Raw genomic sequence first — 17,095 nt, 5'->3', positions numbered from 1 at the left:
TGACGATACCGACGAGCATCCCGAGGCCTGTGCACTTTACGATGACCACACGGAGCATCGCCGATGACGCACTGCAAGGAGAACTGACGTGCACGAGATCACCTGCCCCCACTGCCACAAGGCGTTCAAGGTCGACGAGGCCGGATACGCGGATATCGCGAAGCAGGTCCGCGACGGCGAATTCGAGAAGGACCTCCACGAGCGGCTCGAGCTCGCCGAGCAGGCGAAGCGCGCCGAGATCGAACTGGCCGAGTCGAGGGTCGTGCAGGAGTTCGAGGCGGCCGCTGCGAAGAAGAACGCCGAGCTGCAGGAGCTGAAGGCGAAGCTTGAGGCGGGTGAGGTCTCGCAGAAGCTGGCGATCGCCGAAGCGCTGCAGAAGATCGAGAAGGAGCGCGACACGCTCGCGAACGAACTCGCGACGGCACGACACGAGCGCGAGGCCGCAGAGCAGCTCGCGGAGGCGCGGCGTGCCAGCGAACTGCAGCAGGCCGCATCCGCCAAGGAGACCGAGATCCAGGAGCTGAAGGCGAAGCTCGGCGCGCTCGAGACGCAGAAGAAGCTGGCCGTGAACGAAGCCGTGGGACGCGTCGAGAAGGAACGCGACGAGTTGAAGAACGGCCTGCAGCGGGCGGAGCTCGAACGCCAGCTCGTCGAGAACTCCCTCAAGGACAAGTACGAGACGCAGCTGCGCGACCGCGACGACGCCATCGAGCGCCTCAAGGACATGAAGGCACGCCTGTCCACGAAGATGCTCGGGGAGACCCTCGAGCAGCACTGCGAGACGCTCTTCAACCAGCTCCGCGCCACCGCCTTCCCGAACGCGTACTTCGAGAAGGACAACGACGCTCGCAGCGGCAGCAAGGGCGACTACATCTTCCGCGACTCCGACACCGACGGCACGGAGATCGTGTCGATCATGTTCGAGATGAAGAACGAGGCAGACGGCACCGCCACGAAGAAGCGCAACGAGGACTTCCTCAAGGAGCTCGACAAGGACCGCACCGAGAAGGGCTGCGAGTACGCCGTCCTCGTCTCCCTTCTCGAGCCGGACAGCGAGCTCTACAACACGGGCATCGTCGACGTCTCCCACCGCTACCCGAAGATGTACGTCGTTCGGCCGCAGTTCTTCATCCCCCTCATCAGCCTCCTGCGCACGGCGGCCACTGGCGCCCTGAAGTACAAGGCGGAGCTGGCGTCGGTGAAGGCGCAGAACGTCGACGTCACGAACTTCGAGGAGCGACTCGACGAGTTCCAGCATGCCTTCGGCCGCAACTACGAGCTCGCATCCCGCCGTTTCGGGGAGGCGATCGACGAAATCGACAAGGCCATCGCCCGGCTCCAGAAGGTGAAGGACGCGCTCCTCGGCTCCGAACGCAACCTGCGCCTCGCGAACGACAAGGCGCAGGACGTCACCATCAAGAAGCTCACGCGCGGCAACCCGACGATGACGCAGAAGTTCGCGGAGCTGGGCGGCGGCGACGGCGACGGCGACAGTTCCCAGGACGCCGCAGAGGCGAACGCCTAGGCTCGACGCTCCGCGCACCACTTCCGCGAGACCCGCGGAAACCCGCCCCCGACCCGCAGGAGACGCGCCCATGGCATCAGCGAAGAGCAGGACGCGAGAGCAGCACATCGCTGTCTTCGGCGGCAGCGGAAGCGGGAAGACGGTGCTCGTCTCCTCGTTCTACGGCCCGACGCAGGAGCCGCAGTTCGCGAAGGACAACCTGTACGAGGTCGTCGCCGACGACACGGGGCAGAGCGACAAGCTGTACCAGAGCTACCTCGGCATGAAGAACGCAGCGAAGGTGCCCGCATCCACTCGCTTCTCGCACACCGCCTACTCGTTCATGGTTCGGCCGAAGGCCTGGTCCCAGCAGCAGGCGAAGCAGTCGAAGCCGTTCGACGCGCTGCGCCTCGTCTGGCACGACTACCCGGGCGAGTGGTTCGAGGAGTCCGCGGTGGGCGCCGAGGAGACCCGTCGGCGAGTGGAGACCTTCACGGCGCTGCTCAGCTCGGACGTCGCGCTGCTGCTCGTCGACGGGCAGCTGCTCCTCGAGAACGAGGGCTCTGAGGAGCTGTACCTGAAGTCGCTCCTCACCAACATCCGCTCCGAGCTGCTCCGCCTCAAGCCCGAGCTCCTCAAGGACGGGAAGCCCCTGACGCAGTTCCCGCGCATCTGGGTGCTGGCGCTGTCCAAGTCCGACCTGCTTCCCGGTATGGATGCGCACAGGTTCAAGGCGCTCCTCGTCGAGAAGGTCAGCGACGAGCTCGACCAGCTGCGCCAGGAGCTGCGCGGCTTCGTGGAAGCACCCGAGGCGATGTCGTTCGCCGAGGACTTCATCCTGCTCTCCTCCGCGAAGTTCGAGCCAGGCAAGATCGAAGTGACCCAGCGCGTCGGAGTCGACGCCGTCCTCCCTCTGGCCGCGATCCTCCCCTTCGAGCGCCACGTCAAGTGGGCCAAGACGCTGCACGACGGCGGCAAGGTGGCCGAGAAGATCTTCGGCAAGGCCGGCGATGTGGCCGGCGTCGCGGCGATGGGGGCCCTGTTCGTCATCAAGAAGGTCAAGCTGCCGGGACCGCTCGGCCTGCTCGCCGGGCTCGCCGCATCCTTCGTCTCGAAGGATGCGATCGAACGCGGAGCCTCGCTCGCGGGCGACAAGCTCAAGGCAGTGAACGCGGAGGCGCTCGCCAAGCGCGACTACCTCACGGCGATGCTCACGCGCTTCAAGCTCGACCTCGAAGACGCCGAACGCAAGGGCATTCTCCTTCGGAGCAAGAAGTGAAGCTCATCTGGGCCACAAGGGGCCGCACCTGGGGGCATCGCTTCCTCCTCGACGGCGGCTACGCCGACCCCCTGCCCGAGTACGACAAGGCGTTCTCGAGCCTCGGCGACGACTCCGAGCTCTGGCATCTCGGGGACGACCGGGCGGCGCTGCGCTTCCCCGATCCCGAAGGACGCACTGACCGCGCCGGCCGCCCCATCTCCCACGAGTTCGTGGTCTTCGCCCCTGAACTGGACAACATCTCCTCCGCAGCGACCGGACTGTCGCTGATCTGGACGCAGCCCGTGATCGCGGCCAGGTTCGCCGACATCTGGGACCTGCCCGCCCCGCCCCGCGCATGACCGCGCTCGCCGCGAGCGACCGAAGCTGAACTCGAGAAGCACTCGGGAAGAAGGAGCCACGATGCAGCACCACGCTTTGGAACCCGAAGCGACCGGAACCGTCGGCGCCGGAGCCGAATGGCTGCACGACGCGAATGGCGCGCGCTCGCAGGCGGACCCGCTGCGCTGCGAGTTCGCGGGCTGGCTCGGGGATGAGCTCGTCAGCGTGCTCCCGGACTTCGTCGTCACCGGCGCACTCGCCGACGCGTTGCGCGCCTCGGACCTCACTGGGTTCGAGCTGCGCACGGCGACCGTCACGAAGTCGCCGGAGTTCGTCTCGTACGCTGGCGCGCTCCCGGAGGGCTGGGAGCGGCTCGCGCCCACCGGCCGTCCGGACAGGGACGACGACTTCGCCCAGCGAGATGGGATGCTGCTCGTCAGCGAGCGAGCCCTCTCGCTCCTCAACGGACACCGCATCGTCGAAGCGCAGCTCGCGGCGGCAGGAGAGACCGCCGAGGCGTCGCGGTTCGCGCGGCACCGCGAGGAAGCACGAGCAGCCGCGCTGCGCCGCGAGCAAGCCGCGCAGGATTCCGAGGCCGACGACGATGCCCGGGAAGTCGCTCGCCTCACCGCGCTCGTCGACGCGCTCGGCCCAACGGCATCCACGCCGCCGACGATGCGCGTCAACGGCGACGCGAAGCGCACGGTGGCCGGAGACCTCACGCTTGCGGCGGCCGCGCTTGGCAAGAAGATCGAGGATCCCGCAGCTCTCGCGCTGCTCCGGCTCATCGACGGACCGATCGAGATCAACCGCTCGGGCGCGTACCAGTGCGCCTACCGGAGCACCGATCGTTCCCTCATCGTGGGCATGAGGGGCGGCGCGGTGAGATGCGTCGAGCTCGTCTTCCACCCGCACCGGAACGCCCCGGAAGCCAACTACCCGCGCACGTCGTACCTGATCACGGGGCTCTCCCCGTTCACGCGCGAAGGAGTCCTCGAGCACCTCGGTGCCCCGAAGGAGGCCCTCCCTCCGGACGAAGACGAGCGAAGCCGCGACGAGTACAGAATCGGCCGTCAGCGCGTGATGCTGTACTGGAGAGGCCAGGACTACTCGCCGCGGTCGGTGATGGTCGGCCGGAAGGGCTGAGGGCTGAGGGCTGAGGGGTGAGGGCTGAGGGCTTTCACCAGGTCCAGCTTCGACGTCGTGCCCGCTGGCGCCGGGCGGAGCCGCAGCCCGCTACGCACCACGCGCCTCAGCTCTCTGCAGCGCGGCGCGCACCTGGTCCACGAAGCGTGTCGGCGTCGGCCAGAGCTGCGCCGCGGTGGCCCTGATGGCAAACCAGTCGATTTCCTGCAGTCGGTTGACGCGCCCGATGTCCTTCCGCCACTGTCGCTTGTCGGTCCGATGATGGTCACCCTCATATTCGATGGCGATTCTCTGCGCCCGATAGGCGAGGTCGACCCGTCCCACGAACTCCGGACCATTCCACACTTCGACGCCGACTTCCGGCTCCGGCAGGCCGGCGGCGACGATCACCAGCCGGGTCCAGGTCTCCATCGGCGATTCCACTCCGAGACGAATCCGCGCGGCGGCGACCCTCAGCGACGCTCCCCCCTCGCGATTGCCCCAGGCATTCGCGATGCCCGCCAGCTCTTCGAGTGAAGCAAGCGCTGGGGCTGCCCGCGCGCCGTCGGGCGTGACGTCCGGCCGGACCAGCCGCTCGTAGTTCGTGGAGGTCGCGACGAGTGCATCGCCGAGCACGACCAGCTCGGAGACCTCGAGACGTCTCGCGGCCGTCGCCCAGGTCAGCGCCGGCGAGGCGACCGGCGTGCCATGCAGATCGCGGGCATCCCACAACCGTTCATGGATGCTTCGCGACCGGATTCCGCGCCCCGCCGGCCGGTTCCGGCCCGCCGGGACGAGGACGTGCACCGTGGAGTCCCCGTCGAGGCGACGCGGGACGGGGAGACCCCAGACGCGGGCAGCGGTCACGCCGCCAAGAACACTCCGTTCCCTGAGGCGCGGCACGAACGCCTGCGCGATCTCGAGGGGCGTGGTTGCGATCCCGCGCATCCGAACGCCTCGGTGCGGGCTCGTGAACTCCGCTGAGTTCAGCTGGCCCGCCGTCAGTCCCGCGCGACGCCCGTCCCCGACGCTGAAGGGACCGGCTGCGGCGCCATCCGGCAGATTCTCGGGTCCAGACATGCGGCCAGAGTACGGACGCGCGCCGTCTCCTCCGCGTTATCCACAGCCGGGATACCGCCCGCGTCGCACCGGTGCGCCGGTGGCGCGGGCGCGGGCGCGGGCGCGGGCGCGGGCGCGGTGCCCCGGTCCCCGGTCCCCGGTGTCCCCGTCCCCGGCGGCTCGGCGGCTCGGCGGCTTGGTGGTTCGGTGACTCCGTGGCTCGGTGGCTCGGTGGCTCGGTGCCGGCTCAGGAAAGGCTCGTGCGGGGTTTTCGCGACGCTGATGGGTTTCTCGGATGCACGTGATGGGTTCTGGCGACCGGTGATGGGTAAAAACCCATCACGGTCGCCGAAAGCCATCACGACCCCGGCGTCAGCGGCAGGCACGGCCCGGGACAAAGGGAGGCGCGGGGCCGGTGCCTCGTCCCGCGGCTCGGTGACTCGGTGCCGGCCCAGAAAGGTCCGTGCGGGATTTTCGCGACGCTGATGGGTTTCTCGGATGCACGTGATGGGTTTCGGCGACCGGTGATGGGTAAAAACCCATCACGGTCACCGAAAGCCATCACGGCCCCGGCAGCGGCAGCCGCAGCGGCGGCAAGGGCGGCGGAAGCGGCGACGGCCGCCGCCGCTAGCTGCCGCTCTCCACGAGGTACAGCTTGCGCAGGGGCGCGCCGGTGACGGTCCACCGGGTGCGCATCCCTTCACCGAGTCGCACGATGGAGCCGGGTTCGAGGTCGATCGAGGGCAGTTCCGGCTCGAGGAACTCGACCGTCGCCGTGCCGCTGATGACAAGGAACACCTCGTCGGCCTCGACGTCGAGCATCGACCCGGCAGACATCTCCCACAGCCCGAACTCCGCGCCCGCGAAGGCACCAAGGTCGAGGGCGGCGGTCGTCGGCTCGCCGCTCACCTTCTGCCAGCCCTCGACGGGGTCGTGCGACAGGGATGCACCCCGCGCGTGCACGACCGAACCGGGGAGCATCCCGCTCACGTCCGCGGCACCGGCCTCGGCATCCGCCTCACGAGCACCGTCGCCGCTCACGAGTCGAACCCAAGCCCGACTGCATCCATCGTCTTCAGCCACAGTCCGCGCTTGCCTTCGTTGCGGTCGGCGCGCGCCATCTCGGCGAGCGACACCTTCGCACCGAACGACGCGAACGGCTCCGGCGGGAACGGCAGCGGCTTCTTCTTCACGAAGTCCATGCGCGTGCGCTCGGTCTCCTCGCCGCTCAGCAGGTCGAGGAGCACGTTCGCCGCGTACCTGGTCGCGCCGACGCCGAGGCCGGTGAAACCGGCGGCATGCGCGACGCAGCCGTCGTACTCGGTGTCGAAGAACGAGAAGAAGCGCGTGCACGTGTCGATCACGCCGCCCCACTTGTGGGAGAAGCCGAGCCCCTCCAGCTGCGGGTAGGTGGCGATGAAGTGCGCCGCGAGCTTCTCGAACGTCTCGGGGCGCTGGTCGTACTCCTTCTTGATGCGCCCGCCGTAGTTGTACACGGCGTCGTACCCGCCGTAGAGGATGCGCGTGCGGCCATCCGCATCCGTCACCAGTCGCGAGTAGTGGAAGCGGTTGTTGAGGTCGGTGATGCCCTGGCGCCGCTTCCAGCCGATCGACTCGAGCTGCTCGTCGCTCATCGGGTTCGTCATGAGCACGTAGTCGTAGACGGGGACCGTGTAGAAGCGGTCGCGCTTGATGAGCGCGGGGAACGCGTTCGTGCCGAGGGCCACGCGCTGCGCGTAGACGCTGCCTTCGTCGGTCCCGACCGTGACCCCGCCCCCGTCGGCGTCGAGCGAACGGACCGGGGTGTTCTCGAAGATCGCGACGCCCATGTCGAGCACCACGCGCCGCAGCTCCCACACGAGCTTCGCGGGGTTCACGAGCGACGTGCCCTCGCGTTCGTAGGCTCCCGCCAGGTAGAGGGGCGACGCAGCTTCGGCTTGCACCTGCTGCCGGTCGAAGAACTCGACGCCCGAATCTCCGACGGCCTCGTCCTCGAGTTCCGTGACCTGGTGGGGCTCGGTGGCGACGCGCAGCACCCCGGTCTCCTCGTAGTCGCAGTCCATGCTGTACCGCTTGACGGTGTCGCCGATCTCGCGCAGGTTCTCGAGGCCGAGCGCCTGCAGCTTCGCGAACTCATGCGGCAGGCGGTCCTTGCCGTTCGAAGCGCCGTGCGTGAGGCTCGCCTCGCAGAATCCGCCGTTGCGACCGGATGCCGCCCAGCCGACCCGCTGTCCTTCCAGGAGCACGACCTTTCGCTTCGGGTCGCGCTCCTTCGCCAGCAGGGCGGTCCACAGTCCCGTGTATCCGCCACCCACGATCACGAGATCGGCCGTGTGGTTGCCGCGCAGCGGGGGCAGGGCCTCCGGGCGGCCCGGGTCGTCGAGCCAGTAGGTCGTCGCCTTCGCACCGGCGAGGGATGCTGCGACGCGTTCCTCGCTGATCTCGGCTTCTGCTCGATCGAACGTGGTCATGGTGTCCTCCGTTTGGGGGTGATGGCCATCTGTCTGCTGGTGCCTATTCGTGTCTACCCTGCGTACCTACCGTTTGGGTGGACGCACTGTCGGGTGTTGATGGAAGCTCTCGACGATCCGTCCCCCGCTGCACGAAGACCCAGATGACAACACCGAGCGCCAGCAGACCGAGAGCGATGCCGAGCTCGAGGAAACCGCCGTAGCCGGTGACCGAGAAGCCTGTTGCCCCCACGACCAGGATGATGGCGAGGATCACGGACAGGACGATCGAAAGCGGGACGAAGAACCGGGGAAGCTTGATGGGCCTCTCCGCGTCGGGCCGGTCCTTGCGAAGCAGGAAGAAGCCGGAGACGGCGAGCAGGTGCGTGAGGATGTAGCCGAGGTTGCCCGTGACGATGATCGCGAGCGGGTTCTGCAGCACCACGAGGATGACGACGTTCATGACGAGCATCACGTTGAGCGAGCGGAGCGGCACGCCGCGCTTGTTGAGGACACCCAAGCCGCGGACCGTCACGCCCTCCTTGCCCATGTTGAAGAGAACGCGCGACGCATCCGCCACCGACGTGGTCATGATGAGCAGCAGCGAGGCGATGAGGCACACGACCATGAAGTCGGACGCGCCGCCCACCAGGTCGGCGAAGCTCGCGATGAAGAACGTGGCCGGGTCTTCGGCGATGGCGGCCTCACCGGCGTACCCGCCGAGGGTGAGCGGCACGAGGAAGAACACGCCGAGGCAGAAGAGGACGGATGCCTTGATCGCGCGCGTCGTGTCCTTCACGGAGTCGCGGTACTCGGGTGCGAAGGTGGCGCACACTTCGATGCCGAAGGTCGTCCAGGCCATGATGTACAGCCACACGATGGCCGTGTGGAGGCCCTCGATGCCGTGCAGGTTCCACGTGAGATCCATGGGCGCCCAGTCGGACTGGAACAGCGGGAACACGATGAAGACGAAGAGCGGGATCATGAGGATCGCCGCGGTCACGTAGACGAAGGTCATCGTCACGCGCACGCCGATGACGTTGATCAGGTACATGACGCCGATCACGATGAGCCCCACCATGACGGGGAACGTGATCGAGACCGGGCCGAGCTGCAGCACCCAGTCCTGGTCGGGGAACCACTGGGCCATGACGAGGGAGCCCGTTACGGCGCCGTAGGTGGCGAGGTTCGTGCCCCACGGCAGCCAGTAGCCGACGCCGGCGAGCGGTGCGACCCAGGGCGCGCGCTTCTTCCAGGCCTCCGCGGCGTAGTGCGCGATACCGCCGGACGAGTCGGGGAACATCGTCGCCAACTCCGTGTAGATCCAGTTGACCCCCATCGCGAGCAGCATCGAGATGGCCCACAGCACGGCGGCACCCCAGCCGCCGAGGCCGGCGATGGATGCGCCGAGCGTGGCGATCAGTGCGGCCGGCATGGTCATCGCCATGGCGAAGCCGTCGAACCAGCGCATCCGCTTGGGAAGGTGTTCCGCTTGGACCGCGGCGGGGATCTGTTCTGTCGACATGCGTGACTCCATCGATTCGGGGGCGGCGATGCTCTCGCCGTCGCACTGCGCCCACTCTGGCCCCGACTTCTTCGTCGGCGCAAGATATAGGCGCTCAAGTTGCTGAAAACGTAACTCTTGCGAAACATAACTGCTTGTTCGTGAGAATGCAACGCCGTAGGGTGAAGGGGATCGTTCACCACACAAGGAGGTGCGGAGTGACAACTCTGCCTGCAGCAACCCGTACCCAGCTCTTTCTCGCTGGAGACTTCGTCGATGGCTCCACCGGGGAGCAGACCGACGTCGTGAGCCCCGTCACCGGTCAGGTCATCGCATCCATCGCCGTGCCAGGCCAGGCCGACCTCGACAAGGCCGTCGAGAAGGCCCGGACGGCGCAGAAAGCCTGGCGCAAGCTCGGGGTCTTCGAACGGGCGAAGGTCTGCCACCGCATCGGCGACGCCATCGAACGACGCGTCGACGAGCTCGCGCGACTCCAGACGCTCGAGCAGGGCAAGCCCGTCGCCGAATCGATCGCCGACATCAAGGAAGCCGCGCAGCTCTTCCACCTGCACGCCGAGGATGCGCTGCGCCTCTACGGCGAGACCCTGCCATCGAGCGACATCGACAAGCGCATGTTCACCTACCGGGCACCCGTCGGCACGTGGGGCATCATCACCCCCTGGAACTTCCCCCTCCTCATGTTCACGGAGTTCGTCGCCCCGGGCCTCGCGACCGGGAACGCCTGCATCGTGAAGCCGCCGAGCAACACCCCGCTTGCCGTGCTCGCAGCCATGGACTGCCTCCTCGAGGCCGGCGTCCCCGACGGCCTCGTCAGCGTGCTGCCCGGCGACGGGCCGTTCGGCGCGCAGCTCGTGTCGCATCCCGGCATCGACGCGATCGGCTTCATCGGCTCCTCGGCGACCGGCGCGAAGATCGTGCAGACCGCCGGCCTCAAGCGCTCGCTGATGGAGTGCTCCGGCAACGGCCCCATCGTCGTCCTCGAGGACGCGAACATCGAGCGCGCCGCGAAGGCCGCAGTCGATTCCGCCTTCTACTGCGGCGGCCAGGTCTGCTGCGCGACCGAGCGCCTCATCGTGCACCACCGCGTCCACGACGCGTTCGTCGAATCGGCGCTCGCCTACGCGAGCTCGCACGTCGTCCTCGGCGACCCGTTCGACCCGGCCGTGAACCTCGGGCCGCTCAACAACGAGGGAGTGGCCGCCAAGATGGACCGGCACCTCGACGAGGCACGCCGCCTCGGCTTCGACGTCCTTCTCGGCGGTGGCCGAGCGCCAGGCCACCCCACCGGGCTGTACTACGACTTCACGATCGTCGACGGGGTCAGCGAGGCCAGCCTGCTGTCGCAGGAGGAATCGTTCGGCCCAGTGCTGCCGATCCTCACCGCGAAGGACGATGACGACGCGCTTCGGATCGCGAACGCCGACCGCCTCGGTCTGCAGTCCGCTGTCTTCACGGAGAGCCTCAGCAAGGCCTACCGCTTCATCGAGGAACTCGAGACGGGCCAGGTCATCGTCAACGACTCCAACGGCTGGTGGGACATCAACATGCCGTTCGGCGGCGCAGGCGGCAAGGGCACTGGATGGGGACGCATCGGGGGCATGTACACGCTGCACGACATGACCGATCTCCGCACCGGCGCCATCCACGTCGGCTCCTAGTCCGACCCCACCTCGGTCGGGTCCTGCCTCAGCATGCGCGCTGCGGCAGGACCCGCCCCGTCGTGCGAGCATGAAAGCAGGTCAGAACGTGATGACACCGCAGCACAGGAACCGAGGAGCAGCCGTGAACGAACTCGACGACATCGATCGGCAGCTCATCGCGATCCTGCAGAAGGATGGCCGGCGCTCTTTCAAGGACATCGCCGACGAGACCGGGCACCCCGCGTCGTCGGTCAGATACCGAGTCCAGCGACTTGAGGATTCGGGCATCCTGCAGATCGTCGGCATCGCGAACCCGCTCTCGATCGGCTTCGACCACCTGGCCATGGTGGGCATCCACTGCGAACCCGGAGCTGCGCGCAGCGTCTGCGAGTCGCTGTCCGCGCTTCCTGAGACGAGCTACGTCGTGCTCACGAGCGGTGGCTTCGACGTCATGGTCGAGGTGATCTGCCGTGACATGGAGCACTACAAGGAGCTCCTTCTGGAGCGACTCCAGACGACCGTCGGCGTGCGCCGAACCGAGACCTTCTTCGTGCTGGAAGCGCACAAGCTCGCCTACGGGTGGGGCGTCGGATAGTCGGCCGCGTTCTCCAGGTCTCGCGCTCGCACCGCATCCGGATCTTCCGGCGGATCCACCGCCTCCACCGCTACCCTCGGGCTCACGCGGCCCCACGATCGGTGCCGCGCCATCGATCAAGGGGAACTCATGACCGACATCACTGAACTGCTCGCGCTCATCCCGGTGGACGACATCGCCGGCAAGCTCGGCGTCGACAAGCAGACCGCGCAGCAGGGGATCCAGGCAGCGTTGCCGACCCTCATCGGCGGGATGCAGGCCAACGCGGCCGACCCCGCCGGGGCCGCATCGCTCGAGCAGGCGCTGGCGAAGAAGGACACGACCCTCGTCGACGGCCGTGTCTCGCTCGCCGACATCGACACGAACGACGGCCAGAAGATCGTCGACAACGTGTTCGGCAGCAACACCGACCAGGTCGCCGCCGCCCTCGGCTCGGCACCAGGCGGCCAGACCTCCGGCCTCGTGCAGAAGCTGCTCCCGATCCTCGCACCCATCGTGCTCGCGTGGCTCGCGAAGAAGTTCCTCGGCGGCCAGCAGGGCGCATCCACCACGGCGGGCGCGAGCTCCGGCGGCGGCCTCGAGGACCTCCTCGGCGGGATCCTCGGCGGCGGTTCGGCGTCCGGCAGCAAGGCGGGCGGCGCGGCAGGCGGCGGGCTCGGCGACATCCTGGGCGGAATCCTCGGCGGCGCCGGCGCGGGCGGCGCAAGCGGCTCGGGCGGCGGCGGGCTCGGCGACATTCTCGGCGGGCTGCTGGGCGGCGGCAAGCGCTAGGCGCATCGAGCGCGGATGCGCGGGAGGGCCCGCGAGCCCGGTTCCCCCCTCCCGCGTGCCCGCAGCCTGACTCCAGGCGCGTTCCGATCCGGCCGCTGCTTCGAAACGAGACCACCATCACCACTGCCAGCACCGAGAACCTGTGGGCAGCAATTGCGTTCGCCGCCTTCCTGATCATCACCGCATCCGCGATCGCGCTTCTCCTGATGAAATTGCCGATCTCTCCGGGCTCGAGACTGCCGCTGACGCCACTGGCCGCGCAGCACCGTCTGAAACGACTCGACGACGACAGCCGCGGCTGGGAGACAGCCTTCGCTGGCGAGCTCCTCTGGCTGGCGCACCGCGGGATGCTGCGCATCCACGAGGTCGACGATGCGGGTGGCGCGGCGAGAATCACCGACGCGGGCTACCGGCCCCCGGTTGCGACGGGGTGGGAGGTCGAGTTCCTCGGCGACGATCCGCTGCTGCCTGCCTGGTCGCAGACTCTCGTGGACACCTACTTCCCATCGGGGACACGCCGGCCAGCGGACCGGGCGCGAGTCGACCGCACCGGCAGGGACGATCCTGCCCGCAGACCGGCGCTGAAGACGAGCGTCATCGCCGATCTCGACCGCCACCGCGTCGACACGTCGGCCCGCGGCACCTGGGTGTCGCGGCTCCTCGGGAGCCCATACAGCCGCGCCTTCGCGGGCCTCCTGGTGGTGCCGATCGGCTTGCTGCTGCTGGCCCCTCTGCTCCCCGCCTGGGCGGTGCCCGTCTACCTCGCGGCGCTCGCCGTCGTCGTCGCACTCACCTTCGTGCGGTCACCCCTGCAACGCCGCTGGTCGAAGCTCTGGGACCGATACCGCGAAGAGAGCCAGTACCTCCACGAGCTACCGCTCGGCGAGCGCGGCGCGGGACCCACGAGAGTCGTCTACCTCGAAACGTTCGCCGAGAACCTCGGCTTCGCCGACGTCGTCCTGTACGGCCTATCGGAGGATGTGGCCCGCGGATACGCGCAACAAGCCGACATCATGGTGCGAGAAGGGCTGCTGGAGAGCATCCAGCCAGCCTGGCTGGTCCCTCAGCGCCAGCGGGTCACGCCGAGCCAGCTCACCGATCTCGTCGACGGATTCCTCTTCACCGTGCGCTGAGCGCCACCCCCTGCAGAATCCGCACCGCCAGGCCGCGCATCGGCCGACTAGCGGTGCGACGGGATGCTGAACCGCTTGATCTTGTCACCCTCGACAGTCACGAACGCGCGCGAGGTGCCGTTGAAACGGTTGCTGCGCCAGTCGAAGAACAACTCGGTCGTGTCGCCCTCGGTCGTCGCCTCCTTGATGACCATCTGAGCGCTCTGCCCGATGGCGTCACTCTGCGCCCAGCTGCTGACACCCTCTCGCCCTTCGAGCACGCGGCCCCAGTCATCGACGCAGCCGTCTTCGGCGAACGCGTCGACGAACGCCTGCTCATCACCGTCGTTGATCGCATCGACAAGGGCCTGCACCGGCGCAGGCACTGTGATCTCAGTCATGGAACCCCCATCTCGTTGCGGACGATCGCCGCCCGAACGGCCACAATGTAGCAAGCCAGCCTCCGGATTCCCGGGCATAGCCGTAAGCTCAGAATCTCAGGATGCGCGGCGACCAGCCCCACGCATCCGCCCTCCGGCTCCATAAAGGCAAGCCCGGCCCGTCACAAACGGGCCCCGTCAACAAGCAGAAGGTGAACTGAGCATGAGCGACTTCTCGCCCCTTGAAGTATTTGACCGTCGCGAGTCAGAAGTCCGCGGATACATCCGCTCATTCCCCGTGGTGTTCGACCGCGCATCAGGTTCGACCCTCGTGACGGCAGACGGCGACGAATACCTCGACTTCTTCGCGGGAGCGGGCGTGCTCAACTACGGGCACAACAACCCGCTGTTCACGAAGGCGCTCGTCGAGTACATCGAGCACGGCGGCATCCTCCACGGCCTCGACATGGCGACCTCCGCGAAGCGGGCGTTCATCGAGGCGTTCGAGCAGTACGTGCTCGAGCCGCGCGGCTACGACTACAAGATCCAGTTCACGGGTCCCACCGGCGCCAACGCCGTCGAGGCGGCCCTCAAGGTCGCACGCCAGGCGACGGGGCGCACGAACGTGGTCGCGTTCACGAACGGCTTCCACGGCCTCAGCCTCGGCGCGGTCGCCGTCACCGGCAACAAGAAGTACCGCGATGCTGCCGGCACGACCCTTGGCGACGTCACCCGCCTCCCCTTCGAGGGATACCTGGGCGACAAGCTCGACACGCTCGACCTGTTCGAGAAGATGCTCGACGACACCGGCAGCGGCCTCGACCTGCCCGCCGCCGTCATCGTCGAAGCCATCCAGGGCGAGGGCGGCATCAACGTCGCGAGCCCCGAATGGCTGCGACGCCTCCGCACGATCACGGAAGAGCGCGGCATCCTGCTGATCCTGGACGAGATCCAGGCCGGCATCGGCCGCAGCGGATCCTTCTTCGCGTTCGAGGAGTCTGGCATCGTCCCCGACCTCGTCACGGTGTCGAAGTCGATCTCCGCATCCGGCCTGCCCATGTCGCTGGTCCTCCTCCGCCCCGCAGTGGATGTGTGGAAGCCGGGCGCCCACACGGGAACCTTCCGCGGCAACAACCTCGCATTTGTCACGGCACGCGTCGCGCTCGAGCAGTACTGGGCTGACGACGTGTTCATGACGACGGTCGCGGAGCGTTCCGCCGAACTGCGCGCTGGCCTCGAGAGCATCGCCGCCGACTACCCGCAGTTCGGCCTCACGGTGCGCGGCCGCGGCCTCATGTACGGCATCGTCAGCCTCGACGACCGCGACCTGCCTTCGCGCATCTCCGCCGAGGCGTTCCAGCGTGGACTCGTCATCGAGACCGCGGGCGCTTTCGAAGAGGTCCTCAAGTTCCTCCCGGCGCTCACGCTCACCAGCGATGAACTGCAGACGGGTCTCCGCATCGTGCGCGAGAGCCTCGACGCGGTCCTCTCCGGTGACGACTCCGAAGCCGAGCACGCCGTGGAAGACCACGCCGCCTCGCACGCGTAGCTGCTCGCAGCACTCGACAGACGCGCCCCCGGCCCGACCTTCACGGTCGCCGGGGGCGCGTCTCTGTCTCTGCGCCCCGGGCACAGACAAGTCACCCAGGAACACCCTCCGCGCGCCGGCAACATGCTTCTGGCTCGCTCCTGTGGCTGTGGCTGTGGGGCGATGGCGGGAGTGGGAGTGGGGTCAGCTGCTTCGGGGTCCGCGGCCGCTGAACGTCGAGCCGTACTGGTGCGGCGCTGGAACGGAGGCTTCTGGATCAGACGCTGCGGCAGGCGCTGGCGCAGGAGGGGCAAGGTCAGGCGCGGCAGGTCGTTGAGCAGACTCGACCGGAGCTGGCGGAGCGGGCGCGTACCGAGGCGGGGCTGGAGGAGCCTGCGCCCCTCGGTCCTGTGCCCCTCCGCCATGGGCCGTGAGCCCCGGAACTCCGGACTCCGCGACGCCGGGCGCGCGCACCGCGAACCCCTGTCCTGCAGCTCCCTCTCTTGCAGCTCCCTGTCCTCCAGCTCCCTGTCCTCCAGACCACGGAGCTCCGGGCACCGGCGCTCCAGGCCCGCGCACCCCAGACTCCGGAACCGCAGACTCCGGCACGCCAGACCCCGGCAACCCAGACCCCGGGGTTCCAGACGCGCGCTGCACTGAAGCCGACAGCCAGGCGGCCTGCCGTTCGGCAGGGCGCGGCGCCGCCGCCCAGGGCGATGGCTTCGCGGGTGCGCCGCTCGGGGCATCCGGTACCGCTTGCTGCACAGAGAGCCCAAGGAGGGAGATGCCGCCGCTCGTGTCGGTGTCCTCGTGCAGGCCTGCGATGCCCGCATCGACAGCCCTGCGGCGCTCGGCCTTCCGGAGGTCCGACGCGGCCTTCGCCTTCTTCGCCCGGTGTCGCTGCACGAAGATCGCGACGAGCAGGCCGAGGCCGAGCACGAGCACGACGAGCAGCGCGAACGCGACGATGGTGAAGATCTGGTTGGTGCCGCCCATGGTCTGGTCCGCGTCCTCAGCGCATCGGGCGGATTTTGAGCTCGTCGACCGCCCCGCCAGCTGGAGTGTCGACGGCGAGGCGTACAGCTTGGGCGACGGCCTGGGGGGTCAGGTAGCGCTCCCGCTCGTAGCTGCCGTGCTCGAGCTGGCGCAGCTCCCGCTGCATGTCAGTGTCGACGCGTCCCGGGTGGATGCTCGACACGCGGACGCCGTGTTCGCGTTCCTCCTCGCGGAGCGCGTCCGTCAGCGCGCGCAGCGCGAACTTCGTGCCGCTGTAGACGCTCGTGCCCGCGCCGCTCGCGTAGCCGGAGCCTGAGTTGATCATGACGATCGTGCCCTCGCTCGAGCGGATGAGCGGCAGCAGAAGGCGGGTGAGGTCGGCGACCGCGAACACGTTGAGTTCGAAGGCGCGGCGGAAGCGCTCGCGTGAGCTCTCGGCGATCGCGTCGTGCCCGCCGAGCACGGCCGCCGAGTGCACGAGCACGTCGAGACGGCGGATGCTGCGGGTCGCCTCGGCGAGCTGACGCTCGTCGTAGAGGTCGGCCACGAACGGGGTGGCTCCGGGGATGCGCGCGGCGGCTTCGGCGACCGCGCGCGGCTCCCTGCCGCCGACCAGGACGTGGTGGGTGCGACCGAGCTCCTGCGCGATGGCCTCGCCGATGCCGCGCGTTGCGCCCGTGACGAGTGCAACAGGTCGCTGGGAGTCGCCTTCGGACCCAGCGGGTGAGCCGGTCTGGCCTACTTCAGTCATGGATGTTCCCCCGGGGGTGTGCGGCATGTGACCGCGGGCAGCCGCGGCTCCCACATTCT

16 protein-coding genes are annotated in these 17,095 nt (G+C 68.2%); 9 read left to right on the top strand and 7 right to left on the bottom strand.

From position 1 onward, the window contains the following. The first annotated feature begins 88 nt into the window (after nt 1-88). The 4 genes from C5E06_RS00240 to C5E06_RS00225 all read left to right on the top strand — a co-directional run bounded on the left by C5E06_RS00240 (nt 89) and on the right by C5E06_RS00225 (nt 4,250). Entirely contained in the window at nt 89-1,525 is a 1,437-nt protein-coding gene (locus C5E06_RS00240) for a DUF2130 domain-containing protein (protein WP_104305607.1), read from the top strand. Between the two features lie 70 nt (nt 1,526-1,595). After that, the gene (locus C5E06_RS00235) at nt 1,596-2,783 is read left to right on the top strand and encodes an ATP/GTP-binding protein (RefSeq protein WP_104305606.1); all 1,188 of its coding nucleotides are present in this window, start codon (nt 1,596-1,598) and stop codon (nt 2,781-2,783) included. After that, nucleotides 2,780-3,124 (top strand): hypothetical protein, encoded by a 345-nt coding sequence (locus C5E06_RS00230; protein WP_104305605.1) that lies wholly within the window; start codon nt 2,780-2,782, stop codon nt 3,122-3,124. The genes C5E06_RS00235 and C5E06_RS00230 overlap by 4 nt, the downstream gene beginning before the upstream one ends. Before the next feature lie 61 nt (nt 3,125-3,185). Beyond that, nucleotides 3,186-4,250, top strand: coding sequence for a hypothetical protein (locus C5E06_RS00225; RefSeq protein WP_104305604.1), 1,065 nt, complete (start codon nt 3,186-3,188; stop codon nt 4,248-4,250). 90 nt (nt 4,251-4,340) lie between these two features. Here C5E06_RS00225 and C5E06_RS00220 read toward each other — a convergent pair whose 3' ends face one another. The 4 genes from C5E06_RS00220 to C5E06_RS00205 all read right to left on the bottom strand — a co-directional run bounded on the left by C5E06_RS00220 (nt 4,341) and on the right by C5E06_RS00205 (nt 9,263). Continuing rightward, nucleotides 4,341-5,036, bottom strand: a complete 696-nt coding sequence (locus C5E06_RS00220) for a hypothetical protein (protein WP_146081260.1) — start codon at nt 5,034-5,036, stop codon at nt 4,341-4,343. An 879-nt stretch (nt 5,037-5,915) separates the two neighbouring features. Then, nucleotides 5,916-6,329 (bottom strand): cupin domain-containing protein, encoded by a 414-nt coding sequence (locus C5E06_RS00215; RefSeq protein WP_258067447.1) that lies wholly within the window; start codon nt 6,327-6,329, stop codon nt 5,916-5,918. After that, the gene (locus tag C5E06_RS00210; protein ID WP_104305602.1) at nt 6,326-7,759 is read right to left on the bottom strand and encodes an FAD-binding oxidoreductase; all 1,434 of its coding nucleotides are present in this window, start codon (nt 7,757-7,759) and stop codon (nt 6,326-6,328) included. The genes C5E06_RS00215 and C5E06_RS00210 overlap by 4 nt, the downstream gene beginning before the upstream one ends. A 43-nt stretch (nt 7,760-7,802) precedes the next feature. Further along, nucleotides 7,803-9,263: an APC family permease gene (locus C5E06_RS00205; RefSeq protein ID WP_258067446.1), complete on the bottom strand. Its 1,461-nt coding sequence runs from the start codon at nt 9,261-9,263 to the stop codon at nt 7,803-7,805. 197 nt (nt 9,264-9,460) lie between these two features. On the opposite strand from C5E06_RS00205, the gene C5E06_RS00200 reads away from it, so the two are divergent. The 4 genes from C5E06_RS00200 to C5E06_RS00185 all read left to right on the top strand — a co-directional run bounded on the left by C5E06_RS00200 (nt 9,461) and on the right by C5E06_RS00185 (nt 13,402). Next, the gene (locus C5E06_RS00200; RefSeq protein WP_258067445.1) at nt 9,461-10,921 is read left to right on the top strand and encodes an aldehyde dehydrogenase; all 1,461 of its coding nucleotides are present in this window, start codon (nt 9,461-9,463) and stop codon (nt 10,919-10,921) included. A 124-nt stretch (nt 10,922-11,045) separates the two neighbouring features. Continuing rightward, nucleotides 11,046-11,498 (top strand): Lrp/AsnC family transcriptional regulator, encoded by a 453-nt coding sequence (locus tag C5E06_RS00195; RefSeq protein WP_258064046.1) that lies wholly within the window; start codon nt 11,046-11,048, stop codon nt 11,496-11,498. A 129-nt stretch (nt 11,499-11,627) separates the two neighbouring features. Beyond that, a complete protein-coding gene (locus C5E06_RS00190) occupies nt 11,628-12,269 on the top strand; it encodes a DUF937 domain-containing protein (RefSeq protein ID WP_104305599.1) in 642 nt (213 codons plus the stop codon). A gap of 206 nt (nt 12,270-12,475) precedes the next feature. Continuing rightward, nucleotides 12,476-13,402, top strand: coding sequence for a hypothetical protein (locus C5E06_RS00185; protein WP_146081259.1), 927 nt, complete (start codon nt 12,476-12,478; stop codon nt 13,400-13,402). Nucleotides 13,403-13,449: 47 nt separating this feature from the next. On the opposite strand, the gene C5E06_RS00180 is transcribed toward C5E06_RS00185, so the two are convergent. After that, complete coding sequence (locus C5E06_RS00180; RefSeq protein ID WP_104301405.1) at nt 13,450-13,782, bottom strand: nuclear transport factor 2 family protein; 333 nt, start codon at nt 13,780-13,782, stop codon at nt 13,450-13,452. 202 nt (nt 13,783-13,984) lie between these two features. Between C5E06_RS00180 and ectB the strand changes: the two genes are divergently transcribed. Then, nucleotides 13,985-15,310, top strand: coding sequence for a diaminobutyrate--2-oxoglutarate transaminase (gene ectB, locus C5E06_RS00175; RefSeq protein WP_104305597.1), 1,326 nt, complete (start codon nt 13,985-13,987; stop codon nt 15,308-15,310). A 183-nt stretch (nt 15,311-15,493) separates the two neighbouring features. Here ectB and C5E06_RS18880 read toward each other — a convergent pair whose 3' ends face one another. Together C5E06_RS18880 and C5E06_RS00165 are read right to left on the bottom strand one after the other, a co-directional pair. Beyond that, nucleotides 15,494-16,285: a hypothetical protein gene (locus tag C5E06_RS18880; RefSeq protein ID WP_146081258.1), complete on the bottom strand. Its 792-nt coding sequence runs from the start codon at nt 16,283-16,285 to the stop codon at nt 15,494-15,496. A gap of 16 nt (nt 16,286-16,301) precedes the next feature. After that, a complete protein-coding gene (locus tag C5E06_RS00165; RefSeq protein ID WP_104244697.1) occupies nt 16,302-17,036 on the bottom strand; it encodes an SDR family oxidoreductase in 735 nt (244 codons plus the stop codon). Nucleotides 17,037-17,095 lie beyond the last annotated feature (59 nt).

Source organism: Pseudoclavibacter sp. RFBI5, assembly GCF_002931395.1.
In the GTDB taxonomy this organism is placed as follows: domain Bacteria; phylum Actinomycetota; class Actinomycetes; order Actinomycetales; family Microbacteriaceae; genus Pseudoclavibacter.
Note: the sequence above shows the minus strand (reverse complement) of the source record. Positions and strands in the feature narration are given on the sequence as shown.